Here is a 19,932-nt window from a genome sequence, read left to right as displayed (position 1 = left end):
GATAAACTGCATTAAACGCATGACATTGTTGCCACATGACAACAATCCAGCGCACCAGCCACCGGAGGACACCCCGCATGCAACGCTGGGACCGCGTCGAGGCCTTCATCGAAGTCGTGCGCCTGGGGGCCTTCAAGGCCGCCGCCGAACGCCTCAAGGTCTCGAGCTCCCATGTCAGCCGGCTGGTCAGCCAGCTGGAGAATCAGCTGGGCACGACCCTGCTCTATCGCACCACGCGGCGGATTCGCCTCACCGAGGCGGGGCAGCTCTACTACCAGCACTGTCAGCACCTGTTCGAGGGCTTTCGCGAGGCCGAGACCGCGGTCAAGGAACTGCAGGACACGCCCACCGGCCTGCTGAGCCTGACCTGCGCCACCACCTTCGGCGAACGCTTCATCGCGCCGCTGGTGCATGACTTCATGTGCGCCAACCCGCGGCTCGAGGCGCGCATGCACTTCACCAATCGCCAGGTGGACATCATCGACGAGGGCTTCGACATCGCCATCCGCATGGGTCGGCTGAAGGACTCCTCGCTGATCGCCAGGCGCCTGTGCGAGCGGCGCGAATACGTGGTCGGCGCGCCCGCCTACTTCACCCGCATCGCCCAGCCCCACAGCCTCTCGGAGCTGTCGCATCACCGCTGCCTGGTCGGCTCGCGGGACTACTGGCGCTTCGACGTCGACGGCGTGCGCCGCGATATCCGCGTCGACGGCCCGCTGAACGGCAACTCCGGCCCGGCGCTGCTCGATGCGGCGCTGAAGGGCCTGGGGCTGGCCCAGCTCCCCGACTACTACGTCGAGGAGCACCTGGCCCGGGGCGAGCTGATCAGCGTGCTCGACGCCTATCGCCACGGCGACACCGCGGTGTGGGCCGTCTACCCCCAACACCGCCACCGCTCGGCCAAGGTGCAGCACTTCCTCGACTATCTGGTCGCCCATCTCGGCGACACCCTGCCGGCGCGCCGCGGCTGAGCGGCCGCCTGACCGGCATCCGGCAAAAAAAAGGCGCGCCACCCGAGTGGCACGCCAGCAAGGACGGCAACCGCCGCCCGACAAAGAGACTGGTTCAGCATTCGATGGCGTTGACCGCCAGGCCGCCCTTGGAGGTTTCCTTGTACTTCTCCTGCATGTCGGCGCCGGTATCGCGCATGGTGCGGATCGCCTTGTCCAGCGAGATGAAGTGCTCGCCGTCGCCGCGCAGGGCCATCTGGGTGGCGTTGATCGCCTTCACCGAGGCGATGGCGTTGCGCTCGATGCAGGGCACCTGGACCAGGCCGCCGACCGGGTCGCAGGTCAGGCCCAGGTTGTGCTCCAGGCCGATCTCGGCGGCGTTCTCCACCTGCCCCGGGGTGCCGCCCAGCACCTCGGTGAGGCCGGCGGCGGCCATGGCGCAGGCCGAGCCCACCTCGCCCTGGCAGCCGACCTCGGCGCCGGAGATGGAGGCGTTCTTCTTGCACAGGATGCCCACGGCTCCGGCGGTCAGCAGGAAGTCGACCACGCAGCGCTCGTCGGCGCTGGCCTGAAACTTCATGTAGTAGTGCAGCACCGCGGGGATGATGCCGGCCGCGCCGTTGGTCGGCGCGGTAACCATGCGCCCGCCGGCGGCGTTTTCCTCGTTGACCGCCAGGGCGAAGACGTTGACCCAGTCCATGGCGGAGAAGGTCGAGGCGATCAGGCTGCCGTCGTCCTCCATGGCCTCGAGGCGGCGATGCAGGGCGCCGGCGCGGCGCTTGACGTTGAGGCCGCCGGGCAGCACGCCCTCGCCCTCGAAGCCCTTCTGCACGCAGTCCTGCATGGCCTCCCAGATGCGCCACAGCCCGGCGCGGATCTCGGCCTCGCTGCGCCAGGCCTTCTCGTTCTCCAGCATCAGCTCGCTGATGCGCAGGCCATGCAGGCGACACAGCGCCAAAAGCTCGCCGGCGGAGTTGAAGTCGTAGGGCAGCGCGGTGGTATCGCTGTCCAGCTCGCCGCTGGCCGCCTGGGCCTCGTCGACCACGAAGCCGCCGCCCACGGAGTAGTAGATGTTGCGGTACAGCTCCTGGGAATGGCCGTGGGCCACCAGGGTCATGGCGTTGGGGTGATAGGGCAGGCTCTCGTCGTGCCACTGCAGGTCACGCGCCCACAGGAAGGGAATCGCCAGATGGCCGTCGAGCAGCAGGGTCTGGGACTCCAGCAGCTCCTCGATGCAGGGCGTGACGATATCCGGGTTGATCGACTCGGGGCGCTCGCCCATCAGGCCCATGATGGTCGCCTGGTCGGTGCCATGACCCTGGCCGGTGGACGACAGCGACCCGTGGAGATGCACCTCGACCCGCGCCACGCGCTCCAGCAGGTCCTGGCGACGCAGTTCCTGAACGAAGTCATAGGCTGCGCGCATCGGGCCGACGGTATGGGAGCTGGAAGGGCCGATGCCGATCTTGAACAAGTCGAAGACGCTGATGGACATGGGGAGAACCTCGGGCGGGGCCGGATCGTTCCGACGCCGTCTTGTTGTCAGTTACACTAAAGCCTGGTGGCCTTGGCTTGCCTTGGACCTTAATGTTGTCCGCACTGGGGCATGACGACAATCCAGAATATCTCGCCCACGATATAGAATGACTAAACCATGAGCCGACTCCTCAACGCCCAGACCCATGCCTGGCTGAAGGTCTTCGCGGTCAGCGCGCGCCACCTCTCCTTCACCCGCGCGGCGGAGGAACTGCACGTCACCACCGGCGCCGTCAGCCAGCAGATCAAGCAGCTCGAGGAGCGCCTCGGGTTCAAGCTGTTCCGACGCCTGCCGCGTCGCCTGGCGCTGACCGAAGAGGGCCGGCGGCTGGCCTCGGTGGTCGACGAGGCCTATCAGGCGGTGGGCCTGGAGGTAAAGCGGCTGCGCAGCGGCGTGATGAGCGGAATCATCCGCATGCGCGTGGTGCCCTCCTTCCTCAACAAGTGGCTGATGCCGCGCCTGCCCCGCCTGCAGGCGCGCTTTCCCGACATCGAACTGCACATCCTCTCCGAGGACAGCAACATCTCGCTGCGCGAGGGCGAGTTCGACCTGGCACTGGATCTCAACGACGGCCACTACCCCGGCATGTCGATCACGCCGCTGATGGAGGAGACCATCTTCCCGGTCTGCGCGCCCTCGCTGATGCGCGGCCGGCCGCCGCTGCGCCGCCCCGAGGACCTGGCCTGGTATCCGCTGCTGCACGACGTCACCGCCTGGCGCGGCAGCCACGACTATGGCGAATGGGAACACTATCTGCAGGCCACCGAGGCGCCCTACATCAACGTTCGACGCGGCTACACTTTCAACCGCAACCACCTGACCATGGAGGCCGCGCTGGCCGGCATGGGCGTGGCCATCGCCCGCCAGACGCTGATCACCAGCGAGCTGGACACCGGCGCCCTGGTGGCGCCCTTCGAACAGCGCGTCGCCACCGGCATGCACTACGGCATCGTGCACGCCGCGGGCTCGCTGGACGACCGGCGGATCTGCGCGGTCCACGACTGGCTGCTGGAGGAAGCGCGGCGACAGCATCCCTCCCGGCATCCGGTGGTGGCAGACAACACCTCGTCTTGAGACGTATAATTAGCCGCCTTAACATCTCTACCGATAGAAGCCTCATCCATGCCCGAACATTCCGCCGACCGAATCGGCTTCCGACACCTGTGCCTGCGCGGCTTCGCCTACATGCTGCTGGTGGCCGCCCTGATGCAGGCCGTGCTCTTCGAAGCCACGTACATGCCGAACGTGCGCTTCTCCGAAATCGGCCTCACCGAATCGCTGCAGTCGCTGCTACTGCTCGCCGGCACGATCCTGGCGATCGTCGCCCGCCGCCTGGACGACCGCCTGCCCCACCTCACCCTGCTGGTCATCGGCCTGCTCGGCGCCTCGCTGATCCGCGAGCAGGATGCCTGGCTCGACGAGTTCGTCTTCGACGGCGCCTGGCAGATCCTGGTGAGCCTGCTGGTGCTGCCGATCCTGTTCGTGGTGATCCGCAACGGCCGCGCCTTCACCGCCGAGCTCGAGCGCTATGCCACGACCTTCTCCGGAGGCCTGTTCGCCGCGGGCTTCATCGGCACCTACGTGTTTTCGCGCCTCTACGGGCGCGGCGAAATGTGGGAGGCCGTCCTCGGCGAGCAGTACATCCGCGTGTTCAAGGACGCCGCCGAGGAGGTCACCGAACTGTTCGGCTATACCCTGCTGTGCATCGCCATGATCGAGCTGATGCTGCTGGCGCGCCGCTGGCGGCAGCAGCGGCTTCAGGGCCGGGGGTAAGGTCCAGACCGGGCCAGACCGGCAGCCCAAACGACGACGCCCGCGGCCATGGCCGCGGGCGTCGTCGTTTCAGGCGGGGCATTTCAAGCAGGGCATGCCGAGGCCGGCACACGGCCGGCCCGACGATCACTCGTCGAGGAAGGAGCGCAGCGGCTCGGAGCGTGACGGATGACGCAGCTTGCGCAGCGCCTTGGCCTCGATCTGACGGATCCGCTCACGGGTCACGTCGAACTGCTTGCCGACCTCCTCGAGGGTGTGGTCGGTGTTCATGTCGATGCCGAAGCGCATGCGCAGCACCTTCGCCTCGCGGGCGGTCAGGCCGCCGAGCACGTTGCGGGTGGCCTCGATCAGGCCTTCGCCGGTGGCCGAGTCGATCGGCAGCACCATGGTGCCGTCCTCGATGAAGTCGCCCAGGTGCGAATCGTCGTCGTCACCGATGGGCGTCTCCATGGAGATCGGCTCCTTGGCGATCTTCAGCACCTTGCGCACCTTGTCTTCCGGCATCTCGAGGCGCTCGCCCAGCTCTTCCGGGGTCGGCTCGCGCCCCATCTCCTGCAGCATCTGGCGGGAGACGCGGTTGAGCTTGTTGATCGTCTCGATCATGTGCACCGGGATACGGATGGTGCGTGCCTGGTCGGCGATGGAGCGGGTGATCGCCTGACGGATCCACCAGGTGGCATAGGTCGAGAACTTGTAGCCGCGACGGTACTCGAACTTGTCCACCGCCTTCATCAGGCCGATGTTGCCCTCCTGGATCAGGTCCAGGAACTGCAGGCCGCGGTTGGTGTACTTCTTGGCGATCGAGATGACCAGACGCAGGTTGGCCTCGACCATCTCCTTCTTGGCGCGGCGGGCCTTGGCCTCGCCGATGGAGAGCCGGCGGTTGACCTCCTTGATGTCGGTCACCGGCAGCTGGATCATCTCCTCCTCGAAGGCGATCTTGCGCTGGGAGCGCTGGATGTCACCCTTGAAGACGGCGAGCTTGTCGGCGTACTTGGTCTGCTCGGCCATGAAGTCGTCGAGCCAGTCCTGGCGCGACTCGTTGCCGGGGAAGGCCTTGATGAAGGTCTTGCGCGGCACCTTGGCCTTCTTGACGCACAGCTGCATCACGGCCTTTTCCTGGGCCCGGATCTGCTCGACGCTGATGCGCACCTGACCGACCAGACGCTCGAAGTGCTTGGGCACCAGCTTGATCGGCGAGAACAGCTCGGCGAGACGCGCCAGCTCGGCCTGGGCCTGGGCGGAGGCACGACCGTTGGCGTCGATGGCCTGACGCGCCGACTCGTTCTGCTCGCGGATCTGCTCGAAGCGGGCACGGGCCTCTTCCGGGTCCGGGCCGCCGCCGCTGTCGTCCTCGTCCTCGGCGTCCTCGTCATCCTCGCTGGCCTCGCCCTCGGCGACGACCGGCTCTTCGGGCACGTCCGCCTCGGCGACGCCGGGGATCCCCTCGTCGGGGTCGATGAAGCCGGAAAACAGGTCGGACAGGCGGCCCGGGGCCTCCTCGTCCTGGGTGGCATCGTAGGCCTCGAGGATGGAGTCCACGGCGCCCGGCAGATAGGCCAGGGCCGACATCACCTCGCGGGTGCCTTCCTCGATGCGCTTGGCGATCTCGATCTCGCCTTCGCGGGTCAGCAGCTCGACCGTGCCCATCTCGCGCATGTACATGCGCACCGGGTCGGTGGTGCGGCCCACGTCGCTCTCCACCGCCGCCAGGGCCGCCACGGCCTCTTCGGCAGCCGATTCATCGGTGGAGTGATCGGCCATCATCAGGGTATCTTCATCAGGCGCTTCCTCGACGACATTGATACCCATGTCGTTGATCATGCCGATGATGTCTTCCACCTGATCGGGGTCGGCGATATCCTCGGGAAGATGGTCGTTGACCTCGGCATAGGTCAGGAAGCCCTGTTCCTTGCCGCGCGCGATCAACTCCTTCAGACGTGACTGCTGCTGCGCATTTCCAGCCATAGAAACCCTATCTCGACGAAGAAGAATGAAGCACCTGAAGCACTGAAGCGGAGAAAACTCGATAAGCCGAACAGTATAGCGGGTAAGACCGCTGTTTTGCCAGTTCGGCGTATTTGCGCGGTCATTCAGGTGTGTTAGCGTGTCTGGTTGCGTTCCGCTCAGGGGACGCTATCTATATGGTGATGGTAGGCGGGATTTCAAGGCCGGCGCCAGTTGGCGACGCACCGCGAACCCTCATCCCTTCAGCTCGGTCAGCAGCACCATCAGCCGCTGGCGCTCCTCCTTGGACAGCCGCTCCCCGGCGCGCTCCCGCGCCAGCAGGGCGTCATACTCCTGCTGCGGCGACTGCCGCTGCCGGTGGCGCTGAAAGTAGGCCACCCAGTTATCCAGCTCGGTGCCACGCACTCCGCGCGGCATCTCCAGCGGCTTGCGCGCCAGGCTCGCCAGGCGCTCGCCCTCCGGCGTGCCGTGGAAGTGGGCCAGCAGCACCTGGGCACTGCGGTAGCCGCCGGCCCGAAGCAGGCGCACCACCTCGCGGCACAGCCCGGCATCCGGGTCGCTCTGGTCGCACCAGTCGTCATCCTCGGGCAGCCGCTCGACCAGCGTCGGCTCGTGCACCAGCAGCTGCAGCGCCCGGGCCATCTGGCCCAGCGACGCCTGAGCGCCGGCGGCCGGTCGACCGCGCCCCGGCGCCTCGCCCCGGGGCGGCGCCGAGTCCGCCCACTCCGGCGGCGCTTCCGCGGGCGGCGCCTCGTCGACCACGGCCTCGTCGCGGGACATCAGCGATTCGAAGCTCGACTGGTCGACGCCGGTGCGACGCGAGAGTTCCGTCAGCAGCAGCGACTTCATCACCCCGGCGGGCAGCCGGCCGATGGCGCCCAGCACCCGGCTGGCGAAGCGCTCGCGTTCCTCCAGCCGCTCCAGGTCGCGCCCTTCGGCGGCCTGCTCGAAGAGGAACTCCGACAGCGGACTGGCACAGGTGACGCGATCCTTGAAGGCCTCGGCCCCCTCGCGGCGCACCAGGGTATCCGGATCCTCGCCGTCGGGCAGGAACAGGAAGCGCGCCTGGCGGCCGTCGATCATCTGCGGCAGCACCGTCTCCAGCGCCCGGCTCGCCGCCTGGCGCCCGGCGCGGTCGCCGTCGAAGCAGAACACCACCTCGTCGACCATGCGGAACAGCCGTCCGAGATGATCCTCGGTGGTGGCCGTGCCCAGGGTGGCCACCGCATTGCGGATGCCGAACTGGGCGAGCGCCACCACGTCCATGTAACCCTCGACGATCACCAGTCGCTCGAGGCGCGGATTGGCCTGACGCGCCTCGTAGAGGCCGTACAGCTCGCGCCCCTTGTGAAAGACCGGTGTCTCCGGGGAGTTCAGGTACTTGGGCTTGGCATCGCCCAGCACCCGCCCGCCGAAGGCGATGGTGCGTCCGCGGATATCGCGGATCGGAAACATCACCCGATCGCGGAAGCGATCATAGGTGCGCCCGCTGTCCTCGCGGTGCACCAGCAGGCCGTATTCGATCTGCACCGGCTCGGCGACGCCCTGCTCGCCGAGATGCCGCTTGAGCGACTCCCAGCCGCCCGGGGCATAGCCGATGCCGAAGTCGCGCACGACTTCCGGCGACAGCCCGCGCCGCTCGATGTACTCCCGCGCGCCCTGCCCTTCGGGCATCTTCAGGCGCTCGCGGAAGAAGCTCGCCGAGAGCTCGAGCAGGTTGACGCCTTCCTTGCGCTTGCGCTCCCGGGCCTGGGCCCGCGGATCGTCGGCGCCCTCGCGCGGCACCTCGAGCCCCAGCCGGGCGGCGAGATGCTCCACCGCCTCGGGGAAGCGCAGGTTGTCGTACTCCATCAGGAAGCGCAGCGCGTTACCGTGGGCACCGCAGCCGAAGCAGTGGTAGAACTGCTTGTCGGCGCTGACGGTAAAGGACGGCGACTTTTCCTGGTGGAAGGGACAGAGACCGGAATGATTGCGTCCGGCCTTCTTGAGCTTGACCCGCTCGCCGACCACCTCGACCACGTCGACGCGAGCCAGCAGGTCATCGATGAAACGCTGCGGGATCTGACCGGCCATCAGGCAATCCAGTCGGGTTTGAAAGCCAGGCCCCTGAGAACGGGCGAAAAAACAAGCGGCCACCGAACGGCGGCCGCTTGGCGCTCCTCCCGAGCCGATCCGCTAGCCAGCGGGCCGGCCCAAGTACGGATCAATAGAGCCGTTCGAAACGCTTGCGCTCACGCTGAAGCTTCTTGGCGTGACGCTTGACGGCGGCAGCCGCCTTGCGCTTGCGCTCTGCGGTCGGCTTCTCGTACTGCTCGCGGCGGCGAACCTCGGACAGAACACCGGCTTTTTCACAGGAACGCTTGAAGCGACGCAGTGCGACGTCAAACGGCTCGTTATCGCGTACTTTAACAGAAGGCATTAAGCACTCACCTACCTTGAAAAACTTGAGTTCGGTTTGAACGCACGCCTTCAGGGACGCTCGCCATGTCCCGCTGACGCCGACGACCACGCGAGGCGGGCCGAAACGATGGAAGGGAGAAACAGGGAGCCTGCCCCTGGGCGCACGACCCAGTCTTGCAGCGCACAGTATTCTAGTCGTCGTACCACGGCCATGCAAACCGTTTCGCCCTCCGCCCCTGCCGCGGCACGACCAAAAGGCGTAGAATGACGCCCTTTCCGCTGTACCGAGCCATGACCATGCGTGTACTGGGCATCGAGACCTCCTGCGACGAGACCGGCGTCGCCCTCTATGACACCGAGCGCGGCCTCGCGGCCGACGCCCTCCACAGCCAGATCGCCATGCACGCCGAATACGGCGGTGTGGTGCCGGAGCTGGCCAGCCGCGACCACACCCGCCGCCTGCTGCCGCTGATCCAGACCGTGCTCGATGAGGCCGGCGTGAGCCGCGGCGAGCTGGACGCCATCGCCTACACCGCCGGGCCCGGCCTGGTGGGCGCGCTGATGGTCGGCGCCAGCACCGCCCACGGCATGGCCCGGGCGCTCGACATTCCGGTGCTCGGCGTGCACCACATGGAGGGCCATCTGCTGGCGCCGATGCTCGAGGATGCCCCGCCCGCCTTTCCCTTCGTGGCGCTGCTGGTCTCCGGCGGCCACACCCAGCTGGTCGAGGTCGAGGGCCTCGGCCGCTATCGCCTGCTCGGCGAATCGGTGGACGACGCCGCCGGCGAGGCCTTCGACAAGGCCGCCAAGATGCTCGGCCTGGACTACCCCGGCGGCCCCGCCGTGGCGCGCCTGGCCGAGACCGGCGATCCGTCGCGCTTTCGCTTCCCGCGGCCGATGACCGACCGCCCGGGGCTGGATTTCAGCTTCTCCGGACTCAAGACCCACACCCTGACCGCGATCCGCAGGCTCGAGGCCGACGGCGAGCTCGATGACGCCGCCCGCGCCGACGTGGCCCGCGCCTTCGAGGAGGCCGTGGTCGACACCCTGGTGATCAAGTGCCGTCGCGCCCTCGACCAGACCGGCCTCAAGCGGCTGGTGGTGGCCGGCGGCGTCAGCGCCAACGCCCGCCTGCGCGAGCGCCTCGGCCTCGAGGCCGCCAAGCGCAGCGCCGAGGTCTTCTATCCGCGCGGACGCTTCTGCACCGACAACGGGGCGATGATCGCCTATGTGGGAGCACAGCGACTGCTGGCGGGAGAACGCGACGAGATCGGCCGGATGCAAGCCGTGCCGCGCTGGCCGATGGACGGGCTCGAGCCGCCAACTGGCAGCGCATGATCGCGCTTTCTATGGTCACGGCGCGCAGCGACTGCTGGCGGGAGAACGCGACGAAATCGGCCGGATGCAGGCCGTGCCGCGCTGGCCGATGGACGGGCTCGAGCCGCCAACTGGCAGCGCATGATCACGCTTTCTATGGTCACGGCGCGCAGCGACTGCTGGCGGGAGAGCGCGACGAGGTCGGCCGGATGCAGGCCGTGCCGCGCTGGCCGATGGACGGGCTCGAGCCGCCGGCCGGAGGCTGACGACCGGGAACCGCCCAACGAAAACCGCCCCCATGGCCAGCGCCTGGGGGCGGTGTTCTTCCAGCGTCCGGGCGCGAAGCGCCGCTCTTCGCGCTGACGACTTACAACCCCGGCTCGTCGCCGCGCCCCAGCTGGCGGATATTGAGCGCATGACGCCCCAGCACCAGCAGCGTGAAGCCGATCACCACCGGCACGTAGTCGGGCGCCAGCCAGATCGCGGCCAGCGGGGCCAGCGCGGCGCTGGCCAGCGACGCCACCGCCGCGGTGCGCACCCGCCAGGCCAGCAGGCACCACAGGGTCGCGCAGCACAGCGCCACCCAGGGGGTCAGCACCAGCATCACGCCGAAGGCGCTGGCCACCGCCTTGCCGCCGCGGAAGCGATACCAGGCCGGATAGCTGTGGCCGAGCAGCACGCCGAGTCCGACCAGCCCCTGCCCCCAGGGCGGCAGCGCCAGCAGCATGGCCAGCCACAGCACCGGCATGCCCTTGACCGCATCGACCAGCAGCGTGGCCAGGGCCAGCCGCGGCCCATGCAGGCGCAGCACGTTGGAGAAACCGGGGTTGCCGGAGCCGGCCAGGCGCGGGTCGCCGCGGCCGGCCAGGCGACACACCGTGATCGCCCCCAGCCAGGTGCCACTGAGATAGCCCAGCGCCATCAGCGGCAGCACGAGTTCGAGTTGGCTCAGCACGGCCGACCCTCAAGCGGAAAGTGCCCCGATTCTGCCAGCCTCGATGCCGCAGGAACAGCGTCGGCGCTGTCGCCGACCGGTCGCCTCGCGTACAATCGCCGCCCAATCCGGCACTGCCGCCCCCCTTGCCACGGCTCGGAGAGCCCAAGATGGACCTCGTACTGATCGAAGCGCTGAAGGTCGACACCGTCATCGGCGTCTACGACTGGGAGCGCACCCTCACCCAGACCCTGGTTCTGGATCTGGAGCTGGCCACCGACATCCGCCCCGCGGCGGCCGACGACGATATCGCCCGGACCCTCGACTATGCCGCCATCAGCGAACGCATCGCCCGCTTCGGCGCCGAACACAGCTTCGAGCTGGTGGAGACCTTCGCCGAGCGCCTGGTCGACGCCCTGCGTCGGGAGTACGGCATCGCCTGGGTGCGCCTGACCCTGCGCAAGCCGGGCGCGGTGCCGGCCGCCAAGGCGGTCGGCGTGCGCATCGAGCGCGGCGAGCGGAGCGCGACCTGATGGCCCTGGTCACCGTCAGCATCGGCAGCAACATCGAGCGCGAGACGCACCTGACCGCCTGCCTCGACGCCCTGGCCGAGCGCTTCGACGGCCTGCGCCTGTCGCGGGTCTACGAGAGCGAACCGGTGGGCTTCGAGGACGGCCGCAACTTCTACAACCTGGTCGCGGCCTTCGACAGCGACTGGTCGGTGGGCGAGCTTCAGGCCTGGTGCAAGCGGCTCGAGTTCGCCAACGGCCGCCGCGCCGACAGCCCCAAGTTCAGCCCCCGCACCCTGGACGTCGACCTGCTCACCGTCGGCGAACTGACCGGCGAGCACGACGGCGTCGCGCTGCCGCGGGCCGAGATCCGTCATCACGCCTTCGTGCTGAAGCCGCTGGCGGAGCTGCTGCCCGACGCCCGCCATCCCGAGGACGGCCGGCGCTACGCCGAGCTGTGGGCGGCCTTCGAGGCCGACGACCAGGCCCTGTGGCCGGCCGACTTCCCGTGGCGCGGGAAGTCCCTGCCGCTCGACGCCTGAGCCGCGCCGGCCCGCGGCACCCGGGCTTCAGCCCGCCAGCACCTCATCGATGGCGGCCCGGCGCCGCCGGGCCAGTTCCTCGCCCAGCTCGCGGCCCTGATAGCCCTCCTCGACGAGCCCGCGGGGCAGGATCTGCCCCGCCAGGCGCCAGGCCACGGCCAGGTCCTCGGCCAGACGCGCGTCTTCCATGCTCACCAGGCTGATCAGCGAGGCCACCCGCTCGCCCTGTCGCCAGGCATTGATGCCATCGAGCCAGGCCATCACCCGCGCCCCGTCCAGCTCGCCCGACCGCGCCTCGGCGATCAGCCGGCGCGTCGCCGCCGCCTGACCGCCCAGCCGGCGCGGCAACCGGGGCAGCTTCAGGCGCTCGGCCAGGCGCTCGCGGGCCTCGGCCTCGAGATGCTCGACCAGCCGCGCCCAGCGCCAGTGCGGCGCCTGCTCGTCGGCGATGTCTTCGGGCAGCCGCGCCAGCCGCCCCAGCGCCTCGTCCAGCGCCGCGGCGTCCGCCGCCAGCTCCGGCATCAGCGCCGCCAGGGCGCCGCAGTCGTGCAGGGCCTGGAAGTAGACGTCCGGCCAGGGCTCGCCCAGCGCCTTCTCGGTCTCGGTCCAGACGCGCTCGGCCACCAGGTGGCCGAGCTCCCCGCTCTCCGCCAGCCGGCGCATCAGCTCGCGGGTGGCCGGGGCGATCACGAAGCCGAGCCCGGCGTAGCGGGCCAGGAAACGCGCCGTGCGCAGCACCCGCAGCGGGTCCTCGACGAAGGCCGGCGAGACGTGGCGCAGCACCCGGGCCTCGAGATCGTGAAGCCCGCCGTAGGGGTCGACCAGTTCGCCCTCGGGGGTCTCGGCCATGGCGTTGATGGTCAGGTCGCGGCGCACCAGGTCCTGCTCCAGGCTGACCTCGGGGCTGGCGTGCACCTCGAAGCCGGTGTAGCCGTGGCCGGCCTTGCGCTCGGTGCGCGCCAGGGCGAACTCCTCCTGGGTCTTCGGATGCAGGAACACCGGGAAGTCGCGGCCCACGGCGCGGAAGCCGCGCCGGGTCATGGCCTCGGGCGTGGCGCCGACCACCACCCAGTCGACGTCGGTGACCGGCCAGCCCAGCCGGGCGTCGCGCACGGCGCCGCCGACCCGATAGACGGTCAGGCCATCGAGGCGGGCGTCGCGGGTCGCCATGCTCAGGCCTCCACCCGCTCGGGCAGGCGGTGCTGCCAGTCGGTGAAGCCGCCGTCGAGGCTGTAGACCGTCTCGAAGCCCTGGCCGGCCAGCCAGGCCGCGGCCTGCTGGCTGGAGTGGCCGTGGTAGCAGACCACCACCAGCGGCGTCTCGCGGGGCGCCTCGGCCAGCAGGGCCGTGACGCTGTCGTTGTCCAGGTGGCGGCAGCCGGGGATATGGCCGGCGGCGAAGCTCGCCGGGTCGCGGATGTCGACCAGGGTCAGCGGCGAGCCGGCGTCGAGCCATTCGGCCAGGGTCGGAATGTCCAAGTGCTGGAAGCTCATCGGATCTCCAGGGAACGAAAGAGGAAGGAAGGGCTAGAGTCAGTGGCGGCTGGGCACGCTGATGCGGGCGCCGCTCGCAAGGTCGAGGGCGGTCAGCGCCCCGCCCCAGACGCAGCCGGTATCCAGCGCCTCGGCCCGCACCCGGCTGCCCGGGGTCTCGCCCTCGAGCGCCGCCCAGTGGCCGAAGAGCAGCCGCGGATCGTCGTCGCGGGCATACTGGAACCAGGGCGCGAAGCCCGACGGCGCGCTGTCGAGCCCTTCCTTGGCGCTGAAGTCCAGGCGGCCGTCGGCGGCGATGAAGCGCATGCGGGTGAAGGTGTTGACGATCGCCCGCAGCCGATCGAGGCCGTCCAGGTCGTCACGCCAGCGGGCCGGCTCGTTGCCGTACATCTGTTCGAGGAAGGCGCCGGCACGCTCGCCGCCGAGCCGCTCGGCCACCTCGGCGGCCAGCGGTTCGGCCCGCTCCAGCGCCCACTGGGGCGGCAGGCCGGCGTGGCTCATCAGGGTCTCGCCGTCGCGCACCACCAGCGGACGACTCTGCAGCCAGTCGAGCACGCGCTCGCGATCCGGCGCGGCGAGGATGGCGTCGAGGGTGTCCTTGCGCTTGATCCGCGCACCGCCGCGGGCCACCGCCAGCAGGTGCAGGTCGTGATTGCCCAGCACCACCCGGGCGGCGTCGCCCAGGGCCATGACCTCGCGCAGACAGGCCAGCGAGCCGCGGCCGCGGTTGACCAGATCGCCGGCCAGCCACAGCCGGTCGCGGCGCGGATCGAAGTCGAGGCGCTCGAGCAGGGCCACGAATTCCTCGTGACAGCCCTGGAGATCGCCGACGGCGTAGGTGGTCATGGCGCGTCCTCGCGGTCTCGTTGAAACATCGGGGGCACCGGCGCTCGCCGAGCGCCTCAGTGCACCTGGTTGGGCCCGGCCAGCCGGAAGGGGGCGACGGCCACCTCGAAGGGGCGCTGGGTGGCGGTGTCGACGCAGGTGAAGGCGCCTTCCATCACGCCCACCGGCCCATCGAGGATCGCCCGGCTGGTGTAGCGGAAGGTCTGGCCGGGGCCGATCAGCGGCTGCTGGCCGACCACGCCCTTGCCGCGCACCTCCTGGGTCTCGCCGCTGCTCTGGGTGATCTTCCAGTGGCGCGCCAGGAGCTGCATGCTGTGGCCGGAGTGGTTGTGCACGGTGATGGTATAGCTGAACACGAAGCGCTCTTCCTCGGGGGCGGACTCGTCCGCCTGGAAGGCCGGCTCCACGTCCACGCGGATCTCGTCGCCCAGGGCCGTTGCCGTCATGCGCTGCCGCCCTCCTCGGCCAGGTGATTGGCGATGCGCACGAACTCCGCCACGCTCAGGGTCTGGGGGCGCCGGCTCGGCTCGATGCCGAGCGCCTCGAGGGCCGCGGCGTCGATCCGCCCCTTGAGGTTGTTGCGCAGCGTCTTGCGGCGCTGGGCGAAGGCCTCGCGCACCACCTCGAACAGCAGCGTCTCGTCGCGGGCGACGTCCGGCCGCTCGGCGCGGGGCGTCAGGCGCACGATGGCCGAGTCCACCTTGGGCCGCGGCACGAAGGACTCCGGCGGCACGATGAACAGCGACTCGACCGTGCAGTAGTACTGGGCCAGCACCGAGAGGCGACCGCGATCGCCGCCGCCGGGCGGCGCCGCCAGGCGGTCGACGACCTCCTTCTGCAGCATGAAGTGCATGTCGGCCACGGCGTCGCCGGCCTGAAGCAGATGGGAGATCAGCGGCGTGGAGATGTTGTAGGGCAGGTTGCCTACCACCCGCAGCGCCGGGCCCTCGCCGCGCAGCTCGCGGAAGTCGAACTTGAGCGCGTCGCCCTCGTGGATCACGAAGCCCGGCTGGTCGAAGAACTGCACGCGCAGCCCGGGAATCAGGTCGCGGTCGAGCTCGATGACCTCGAGATGGCCGCCCGCCGCGTCCAGCAGCGGCTCGGTCAGGGCGCCCTGACCGGGACCGATCTCCACCAGTCGCTCGCCGGGGCGGGCGCCGATGGCGCGTACCAGCCGCGAGATGATGCCGGGGTCGCGCAGGAAGTTCTGGCCGAAGCGCTTGCGGGCGCGATGACCCTGGGGGCGGGATGCCATGCGGTCTGTCCTTCTGTTCGAATCGGGGATGCCGCGCTCAGTCACGAGCGGCGCGGCGGGCCATGTCGGCGGCCAGCGCCTCGGCCACCGCCAGGCTGCCGGGATCGGCGCGGCCGCTGCCGGCCAGGTCGAGGGCGGTGCCGTGGTCCACCGAGGTGCGCACCAGCGGCAGGCCCAGGGTGATGTTGGCGGCGCGGCCGAAGCCGGCATACTTGAGCACCGGCAGGCCCTGGTCATGATACATCGCCAGCACGGCGTCGGCCTCGGCCAGGTGGCGCGGGGTGAACAGGGTATCCGCCGGCAGCGGCCCGTCAAGGGCCAGGCCCTCGCGACGCAGCGCCTCGAGCGTCGGCGCGATCACCTCGAGCTCCTCGCGGCCGAGGTGGCCGCCCTCCCCGGCGTGGGGATTGAGGCCGCAGACGGCGATGCGCGGCGCGGCCAGGCCGAACCAGCGGCGCAGGTCGGCGTCGAGGAGGCGCAGGATGCGCGCCAGCCGCTCGGGCGTCACCGCGTCGCTCACCTCGCGCAGCGGCAGGTGGGTGGTGGCGAGCGCCACGCGCAGCACCCGCGGGCCCTGCCAGTCGGCGCCGGCGGCGTGCAGGGCGCGGTCGGTGGCGAGCATCATCACCACCTCGTCGACGCCGCAGGCGTCGCGCAGGTATTCGGTGTGGCCGGTGAAGTCGGCGTGGCCGGCCTCGCGGATCACCGCCTTGTGCAGCGGCGCGGTGACGATCCCCGCGGCCTCGCCCGCCCGGCAGCCGGCGACGGCGCGGTCCAGGGTCTCGAGCACGTAGTCGCCGTTGCGCACGTCGAGCACCCCGGGCCGGCTCGGGGCGGCGAGCGCCACCGGCCACACGTGCAGGCTGCCGGGCCGGCTCTCGGGTACCGGCTCGCCCGGCGCCAGCTCGACGATCTCGAGCGCCCGCCCCAGGGCCTCGGCCCGTTCGGCGATCAGTCCGGGGTCGCCCACCGCCACCCGGCGATGCCCCGGGGCCGCGCCGGTGGCGCCGTCGGTCGCCAGCATCACCGCGAGCTCGGGGCCGATGCCGGCCGGCTCGCCGGTGGTCAGGGCGATGACGGGCGCGTCGCTCATGCGTTCGGCTCGAGGCGCTCGTCGACGAAGGCGTCGCTGCGGATCTCCTGGACCCAGTCTTCCATCTCGTCGTTGGCCTTGCGCTGGAACAGCGCCTGGCGCGCCTGGTCGCGGCTCATGTTGCCGCCCTGCTGTTCGATGAAGCGGTCGACCTCGCGCTCGGAGAGGCTGACCCGGCCGCCGACGCGACGCTGCTGGAGCTCGCGCATCAGCAGCTCGCGGCGGACCTGGTCACGCACCACGCCGAGCGACAGGCCGTCGGCCTCCAGGGCATCAGCGAACTGGTCCAGCGTCATGTTGTTGCTCTGGGCGATGGCGCGCACCTGACGGTTGAGCTCGGTGTCGTCGACGCTGAGATTGGCCTCGCGGGCCATCTGCAGCTGGATCTCCTCGACCACCAGGCGGTCGAGGATCTGCTCGCGCAGCACCCGGTCCGGCGGCAGGTCGACGCCCTGGGTATTCAGCTGGCGCTTGGTCTGGACGAAGCGATCCTCGAGCTGCGAGGCCATGATGGCGCCGTCGTTGACCACCGCCACGATACGGTCCAGGGGCTCACGCGCCTGGGCCAGCCCGGTCAGGGGCGCGGCCCCCAGCGTCAGGGCCAGCAGCAGGGTGGCGAAGTGTCGGCTGCGCATGTCGGTGTTTCCTCTCGTTCAATATCGAATGTCTCGTCGCGGCCGGCGAGCGGCCGCGACGGAGCGTCGGACAGGGATGTCGCCGCGGCTCAACGCACGCTGAAGTCGGTGCCGCGATAGCCCGGCACGGCGCCGTCGAAGTAGCTCGCCGCCTCGCCGCCGACGCCGCCAAGGCCCTTGAACACGAAGCGCAGGAAGAACCCGCGATCGGTGGTGTCGTCGTCGATGGTGTTCGCGGTGTCCTCGTCGTCGATCCACTCGCGCCACACCAGCTGCAGACCATAGCAGCAGTCGTTCCACTGCACACCCGCCATCTGCTCGAGGCTGCGATCGTTGGTATTGTCGTAGACGTAGCGGCCGATCAGGTCGAACTGCGGCCCGATCTTCAGCGCCCCGGAGACATCGAACTCCTCACGGTTGTAGCCGAGCCTGTCTTCGGCGTCGTCCTCGGAAACGTCGAAGCCCTCGATCTGCCAGCGATAGCCGAGGTTGAGCACGTGACCGGCGTCGGAGCGGTACTGCAGATCCCAGCTCGCGCTCTCGGTGCGCGAGCGGTGATCGTCGTAGAGCCACTGCCAGCGCGTGCTCCACTCGTCGCTCAGCCGCCAGTTCAGGCGCGTGACCAGCGGCGAGCGGTCGCGGGTGGCGGCGTAGTAGTCGTAGGAATCCTCGTCCGACGGCAGGGTATCGGGATCGCCGTCCATGTCGATGTGGCGATCCTCGAAGTAGAACGCCTGGCCGAGGCCCAGCGACAGCCGCTCGCGGCCGCTCTCGTCTTCCAGCAGGCGGCTCTCGACGCCGTAGGACAGGCGATTGAGATCGCCCACCCGGTCGCCGCCGGAGAAGCGGTCCGGCGACCACAGCTGGTTCCAGGAGAAGTTGCGCTCGCCGGTGTCGAAGTCCGGGAAGTCGGTCTGGTCCTCGGCCGGCACGTAGGCGTAGTTGAGCCGCGGCTCCAGGGTCTGGCGGTAGTCGCCGCCGCCGAGGCTCAGGTCGCGCTCGAACACCAGGCCGCCGTCGACGGAGGTCACCGGCACGGTCAGCGACGGCGTGTCGCCGCGATCGGTCTCGCGATTGTCGTAGTCCAGGTCGTAGGAGCGGTGGGCCAGCTCGACGCGGGGCTCGAGGTAGCCCCAGCTCTGGTCGAAGCGCCAGCCCACGGCAGGGTCCAGCCTGAGCCGGGTGCCGTTGGCCGCCTCGCGTTCCGGGATCTGCCGACGACTGTCCTTGAAGTCATACCAGCCGTCGTCGTCCGTATCCACGTCGCGCCAGAAGTAGGTCAGGTTGGAGCTCCACTCCTGATAGAAGCCGCCGTCCTGGGACCAGCTCGCCTGGGCATCGAGGCTCGGCAGACGATAGAAGGGCTTGTCGTCCTGATCCAGCGGGTCGTCGAGCTGCTGGTAGCCCTGGGCCTTAGCCTGCAGCTGCCAGACGTCGCCACGGTAATCGAGCTGGGCCAGCCGCGACATGTGATCGGTGTCCTGCTCGGCGAAGTCGCGGCCGAAGTCGTCGAAGTAGGCGCCGTCACTGGCCGCGCCGTAGCGCAGTCGATAGTCGGTGCGCTCATCGAAACGGCCGGCATGGCGGAAGTCCAGGTACCAGCGTTCGTCGCCGTTCTCGAGGTCCGAATAGTCCGAGGCCTCGTCCCCGGCACTCTTGTCGTCGGCGATATAGGCACCCTCGATGGTGCCGGCGTCGGACGGGAAGAGATAGCGATACTGACCGCCCATCAGCAGGCCACGATCGCTGATCCAGCGCGGGGTGATGGTCGCGTCCTGATCGGGGGCGATGTTCCAGTAGAAGGGCTGGGAATAGTCGAGCCCGCTGCCGGTCGCACCGATCGTCGGCCACAGGAAGCCGGTCTGGCGGCGGTCGTCGATGGGGAAGCGCACCCAGGGCCAGTAGAACACCGGCACATGGCCGACCTCGAGGCGGGCGTGCTTGGCGGTGCCGAAGCCGCTCTCGCGGTCCAGCAGGATGTCGTTGCCGACCAGGCGCCACAGCTCGTTGCCGGGCTCGCAGGTGGTGAAGCTGGCCTCGCGCAGCCGGTAGCGGCCGTCCTCGAGCCGCGCCAGACGCACCGCATCGCCGCGCAGGCGCTGTTCGTGGGCCACGTAGTGGGCGGTATCGATGCTTGCCGCATCGCTTTCCAGCGAGAATTCGGCGGCGTCGCCGCGCACCAGCAGGTTCCGGTCGCGCAGCGCCACCGGGCCTTCGGCCTGCACCCGGTCGCGGGACGCCGGCAGATTGACCCGCGGCGCCTCGAGCTGGGTATCGCCGCGGCGCAGCACCACCTCGCCGCTGAGCCGGGTCTCGCCCTCGGCGCCGTATTCGCCGCTGTCGGCCTCGCTGGAGACCTGCCCCTCGGGCGGCGGCGCGAGGCGATAATCGGGCATCACGTAGCGCCCGCGGCACACGGCGTCGGCCGGCCGGTCGGCGCCCCAGGGCTGCCAGTCCAGTTGATCGGCGGGCAGCGGCTCGGGGGGCGCCGCCAGCACGGGGACGGCAATGATCAGGCTCGAGGTCGCCAGACCTGCCAGGGCCGTCCGGGAGGGTCGATTGGCCATGTTCCACGATGTCCTTGGCGGAGTGAATCGGTATTATACAGGCCCCATGCGACCTGTCCCGCCGACGAGTCCCTGTCACGCCGACGCTGTCGGGCCTCAGCATGCGGCGACGC

The 19,932-nt window shown here is 69.6% G+C and carries 19 protein-coding genes; 6 read left to right on the top strand and 13 right to left on the bottom strand.

What is annotated here, in order from left to right:
- Nucleotides 1-77 precede the first annotated feature (77 nt).
- Nucleotides 78-971, top strand: a complete 894-nt coding sequence (locus UYS_RS0201525; RefSeq protein WP_016853722.1) for a LysR family transcriptional regulator — start codon at nt 78-80, stop codon at nt 969-971.
- A 94-nt stretch (nt 972-1,065) separates the two neighbouring features.
- Here UYS_RS0201525 and UYS_RS0201520 read toward each other — a convergent pair whose 3' ends face one another.
- The gene (locus UYS_RS0201520) at nt 1,066-2,445 is read right to left on the bottom strand and encodes an L-serine ammonia-lyase (protein WP_016853721.1); all 1,380 of its coding nucleotides are present in this window, start codon (nt 2,443-2,445) and stop codon (nt 1,066-1,068) included.
- A 159-nt stretch (nt 2,446-2,604) separates the two neighbouring features.
- Here UYS_RS0201520 and UYS_RS0201515 point away from each other — a divergent pair, with 159 nt between their 5' ends.
- The gene (locus UYS_RS0201515; RefSeq protein ID WP_016853720.1) at nt 2,605-3,561 is read left to right on the top strand and encodes a LysR substrate-binding domain-containing protein; all 957 of its coding nucleotides are present in this window, start codon (nt 2,605-2,607) and stop codon (nt 3,559-3,561) included.
- A 48-nt stretch (nt 3,562-3,609) separates the two neighbouring features.
- Nucleotides 3,610-4,260: a hypothetical protein gene (locus tag UYS_RS0201510; protein WP_016853719.1), complete on the top strand. Its 651-nt coding sequence runs from the start codon at nt 3,610-3,612 to the stop codon at nt 4,258-4,260.
- Between the two features lie 126 nt (nt 4,261-4,386).
- Here the strand turns inward: UYS_RS0201510 and rpoD are convergent, their stop codons facing one another.
- The 3 genes from rpoD to rpsU all read right to left on the bottom strand — a co-directional run bounded on the left by rpoD (nt 4,387) and on the right by rpsU (nt 8,647).
- Nucleotides 4,387-6,228, bottom strand: coding sequence for an RNA polymerase sigma factor RpoD (rpoD, locus tag UYS_RS0201505; protein ID WP_026068275.1), 1,842 nt, complete (start codon nt 6,226-6,228; stop codon nt 4,387-4,389).
- Between the two features lie 234 nt (nt 6,229-6,462).
- Nucleotides 6,463-8,301 carry a DNA primase gene (dnaG, locus tag UYS_RS0201500; protein WP_016853717.1) on the bottom strand — a complete coding sequence of 613 codons (1,839 nt, stop codon included), beginning with the start codon at nt 8,299-8,301 and terminating at the stop codon, nt 6,463-6,465.
- Nucleotides 8,302-8,431: 130 nt separating this feature from the next.
- Nucleotides 8,432-8,647 carry a 30S ribosomal protein S21 gene (gene rpsU, locus UYS_RS17800; RefSeq protein WP_013333229.1) on the bottom strand — a complete coding sequence of 72 codons (216 nt, stop codon included), beginning with the start codon at nt 8,645-8,647 and terminating at the stop codon, nt 8,432-8,434.
- Between the two features lie 278 nt (nt 8,648-8,925).
- On the opposite strand from rpsU, the gene tsaD reads away from it, so the two are divergent.
- Nucleotides 8,926-9,966 carry a tRNA (adenosine(37)-N6)-threonylcarbamoyltransferase complex transferase subunit TsaD gene (tsaD, locus tag UYS_RS0201495; RefSeq protein WP_026068274.1) on the top strand — a complete coding sequence of 347 codons (1,041 nt, stop codon included), beginning with the start codon at nt 8,926-8,928 and terminating at the stop codon, nt 9,964-9,966.
- A gap of 346 nt (nt 9,967-10,312) precedes the next feature.
- Here the strand turns inward: tsaD and plsY are convergent, their stop codons facing one another.
- Nucleotides 10,313-10,900 carry a glycerol-3-phosphate 1-O-acyltransferase PlsY gene (gene plsY, locus UYS_RS0201490; protein WP_016853715.1) on the bottom strand — a complete coding sequence of 196 codons (588 nt, stop codon included), beginning with the start codon at nt 10,898-10,900 and terminating at the stop codon, nt 10,313-10,315.
- Between the two features lie 149 nt (nt 10,901-11,049).
- Here plsY and folB point away from each other — a divergent pair, with 149 nt between their 5' ends.
- Both folB and folK read left to right on the top strand, forming a co-directional pair.
- Nucleotides 11,050-11,412: a dihydroneopterin aldolase gene (folB, locus tag UYS_RS0201485; protein ID WP_016853714.1), complete on the top strand. Its 363-nt coding sequence runs from the start codon at nt 11,050-11,052 to the stop codon at nt 11,410-11,412.
- A complete protein-coding gene (gene folK / locus UYS_RS0201480; RefSeq protein WP_016853713.1) occupies nt 11,412-11,930 on the top strand; it encodes a 2-amino-4-hydroxy-6-hydroxymethyldihydropteridine diphosphokinase in 519 nt (172 codons plus the stop codon). The genes folB and folK overlap by 1 nt, the downstream gene beginning before the upstream one ends.
- 27 nt (nt 11,931-11,957) lie before the next feature.
- Here the strand turns inward: folK and UYS_RS0201475 are convergent, their stop codons facing one another.
- From UYS_RS0201475 to UYS_RS0201440, 8 genes are all read right to left on the bottom strand, one after another.
- Complete coding sequence (locus UYS_RS0201475) at nt 11,958-13,100, bottom strand: tRNA nucleotidyltransferase/poly(A) polymerase-related protein (protein ID WP_016853712.1); 1,143 nt, start codon at nt 13,098-13,100, stop codon at nt 11,958-11,960.
- Nucleotides 13,101-13,102: 2 nt separating this feature from the next.
- Complete coding sequence (glpE, locus tag UYS_RS0201470; protein WP_016853711.1) at nt 13,103-13,423, bottom strand: thiosulfate sulfurtransferase GlpE; 321 nt, start codon at nt 13,421-13,423, stop codon at nt 13,103-13,105.
- A 39-nt stretch (nt 13,424-13,462) separates the two neighbouring features.
- Nucleotides 13,463-14,269: a symmetrical bis(5'-nucleosyl)-tetraphosphatase gene (locus UYS_RS0201465; protein ID WP_016853710.1), complete on the bottom strand. Its 807-nt coding sequence runs from the start codon at nt 14,267-14,269 to the stop codon at nt 13,463-13,465.
- A 56-nt stretch (nt 14,270-14,325) separates the two neighbouring features.
- Nucleotides 14,326-14,715, bottom strand: coding sequence for a Co2+/Mg2+ efflux protein ApaG (gene apaG, locus UYS_RS0201460; protein WP_016853709.1), 390 nt, complete (start codon nt 14,713-14,715; stop codon nt 14,326-14,328).
- Complete coding sequence (gene rsmA / locus UYS_RS0201455; protein ID WP_016853708.1) at nt 14,712-15,524, bottom strand: 16S rRNA (adenine(1518)-N(6)/adenine(1519)-N(6))-dimethyltransferase RsmA; 813 nt, start codon at nt 15,522-15,524, stop codon at nt 14,712-14,714. The genes apaG and rsmA overlap by 4 nt, the downstream gene beginning before the upstream one ends.
- Before the next feature lie 37 nt (nt 15,525-15,561).
- Nucleotides 15,562-16,617, bottom strand: a complete 1,056-nt coding sequence (pdxA, locus tag UYS_RS0201450) for a 4-hydroxythreonine-4-phosphate dehydrogenase PdxA (protein ID WP_016853707.1) — start codon at nt 16,615-16,617, stop codon at nt 15,562-15,564.
- Entirely contained in the window at nt 16,614-17,252 is a 639-nt protein-coding gene (locus UYS_RS0201445; RefSeq protein WP_016853706.1) for a SurA N-terminal domain-containing protein, read from the bottom strand. The genes pdxA and UYS_RS0201445 overlap by 4 nt, the downstream gene beginning before the upstream one ends.
- A gap of 89 nt (nt 17,253-17,341) precedes the next feature.
- The gene (locus UYS_RS0201440; protein WP_016853705.1) at nt 17,342-19,819 is read right to left on the bottom strand and encodes an LPS-assembly protein LptD; all 2,478 of its coding nucleotides are present in this window, start codon (nt 19,817-19,819) and stop codon (nt 17,342-17,344) included.
- Nucleotides 19,820-19,932: the final 113 nt, after the last annotated feature.

This window comes from Halomonas smyrnensis AAD6, assembly GCF_000265245.1.
Taxonomy (GTDB): domain Bacteria; phylum Pseudomonadota; class Gammaproteobacteria; order Pseudomonadales; family Halomonadaceae; genus Halomonas; species Halomonas smyrnensis.
Note: the sequence above shows the minus strand (reverse complement) of the source record. Positions and strands in the feature narration are given on the sequence as shown.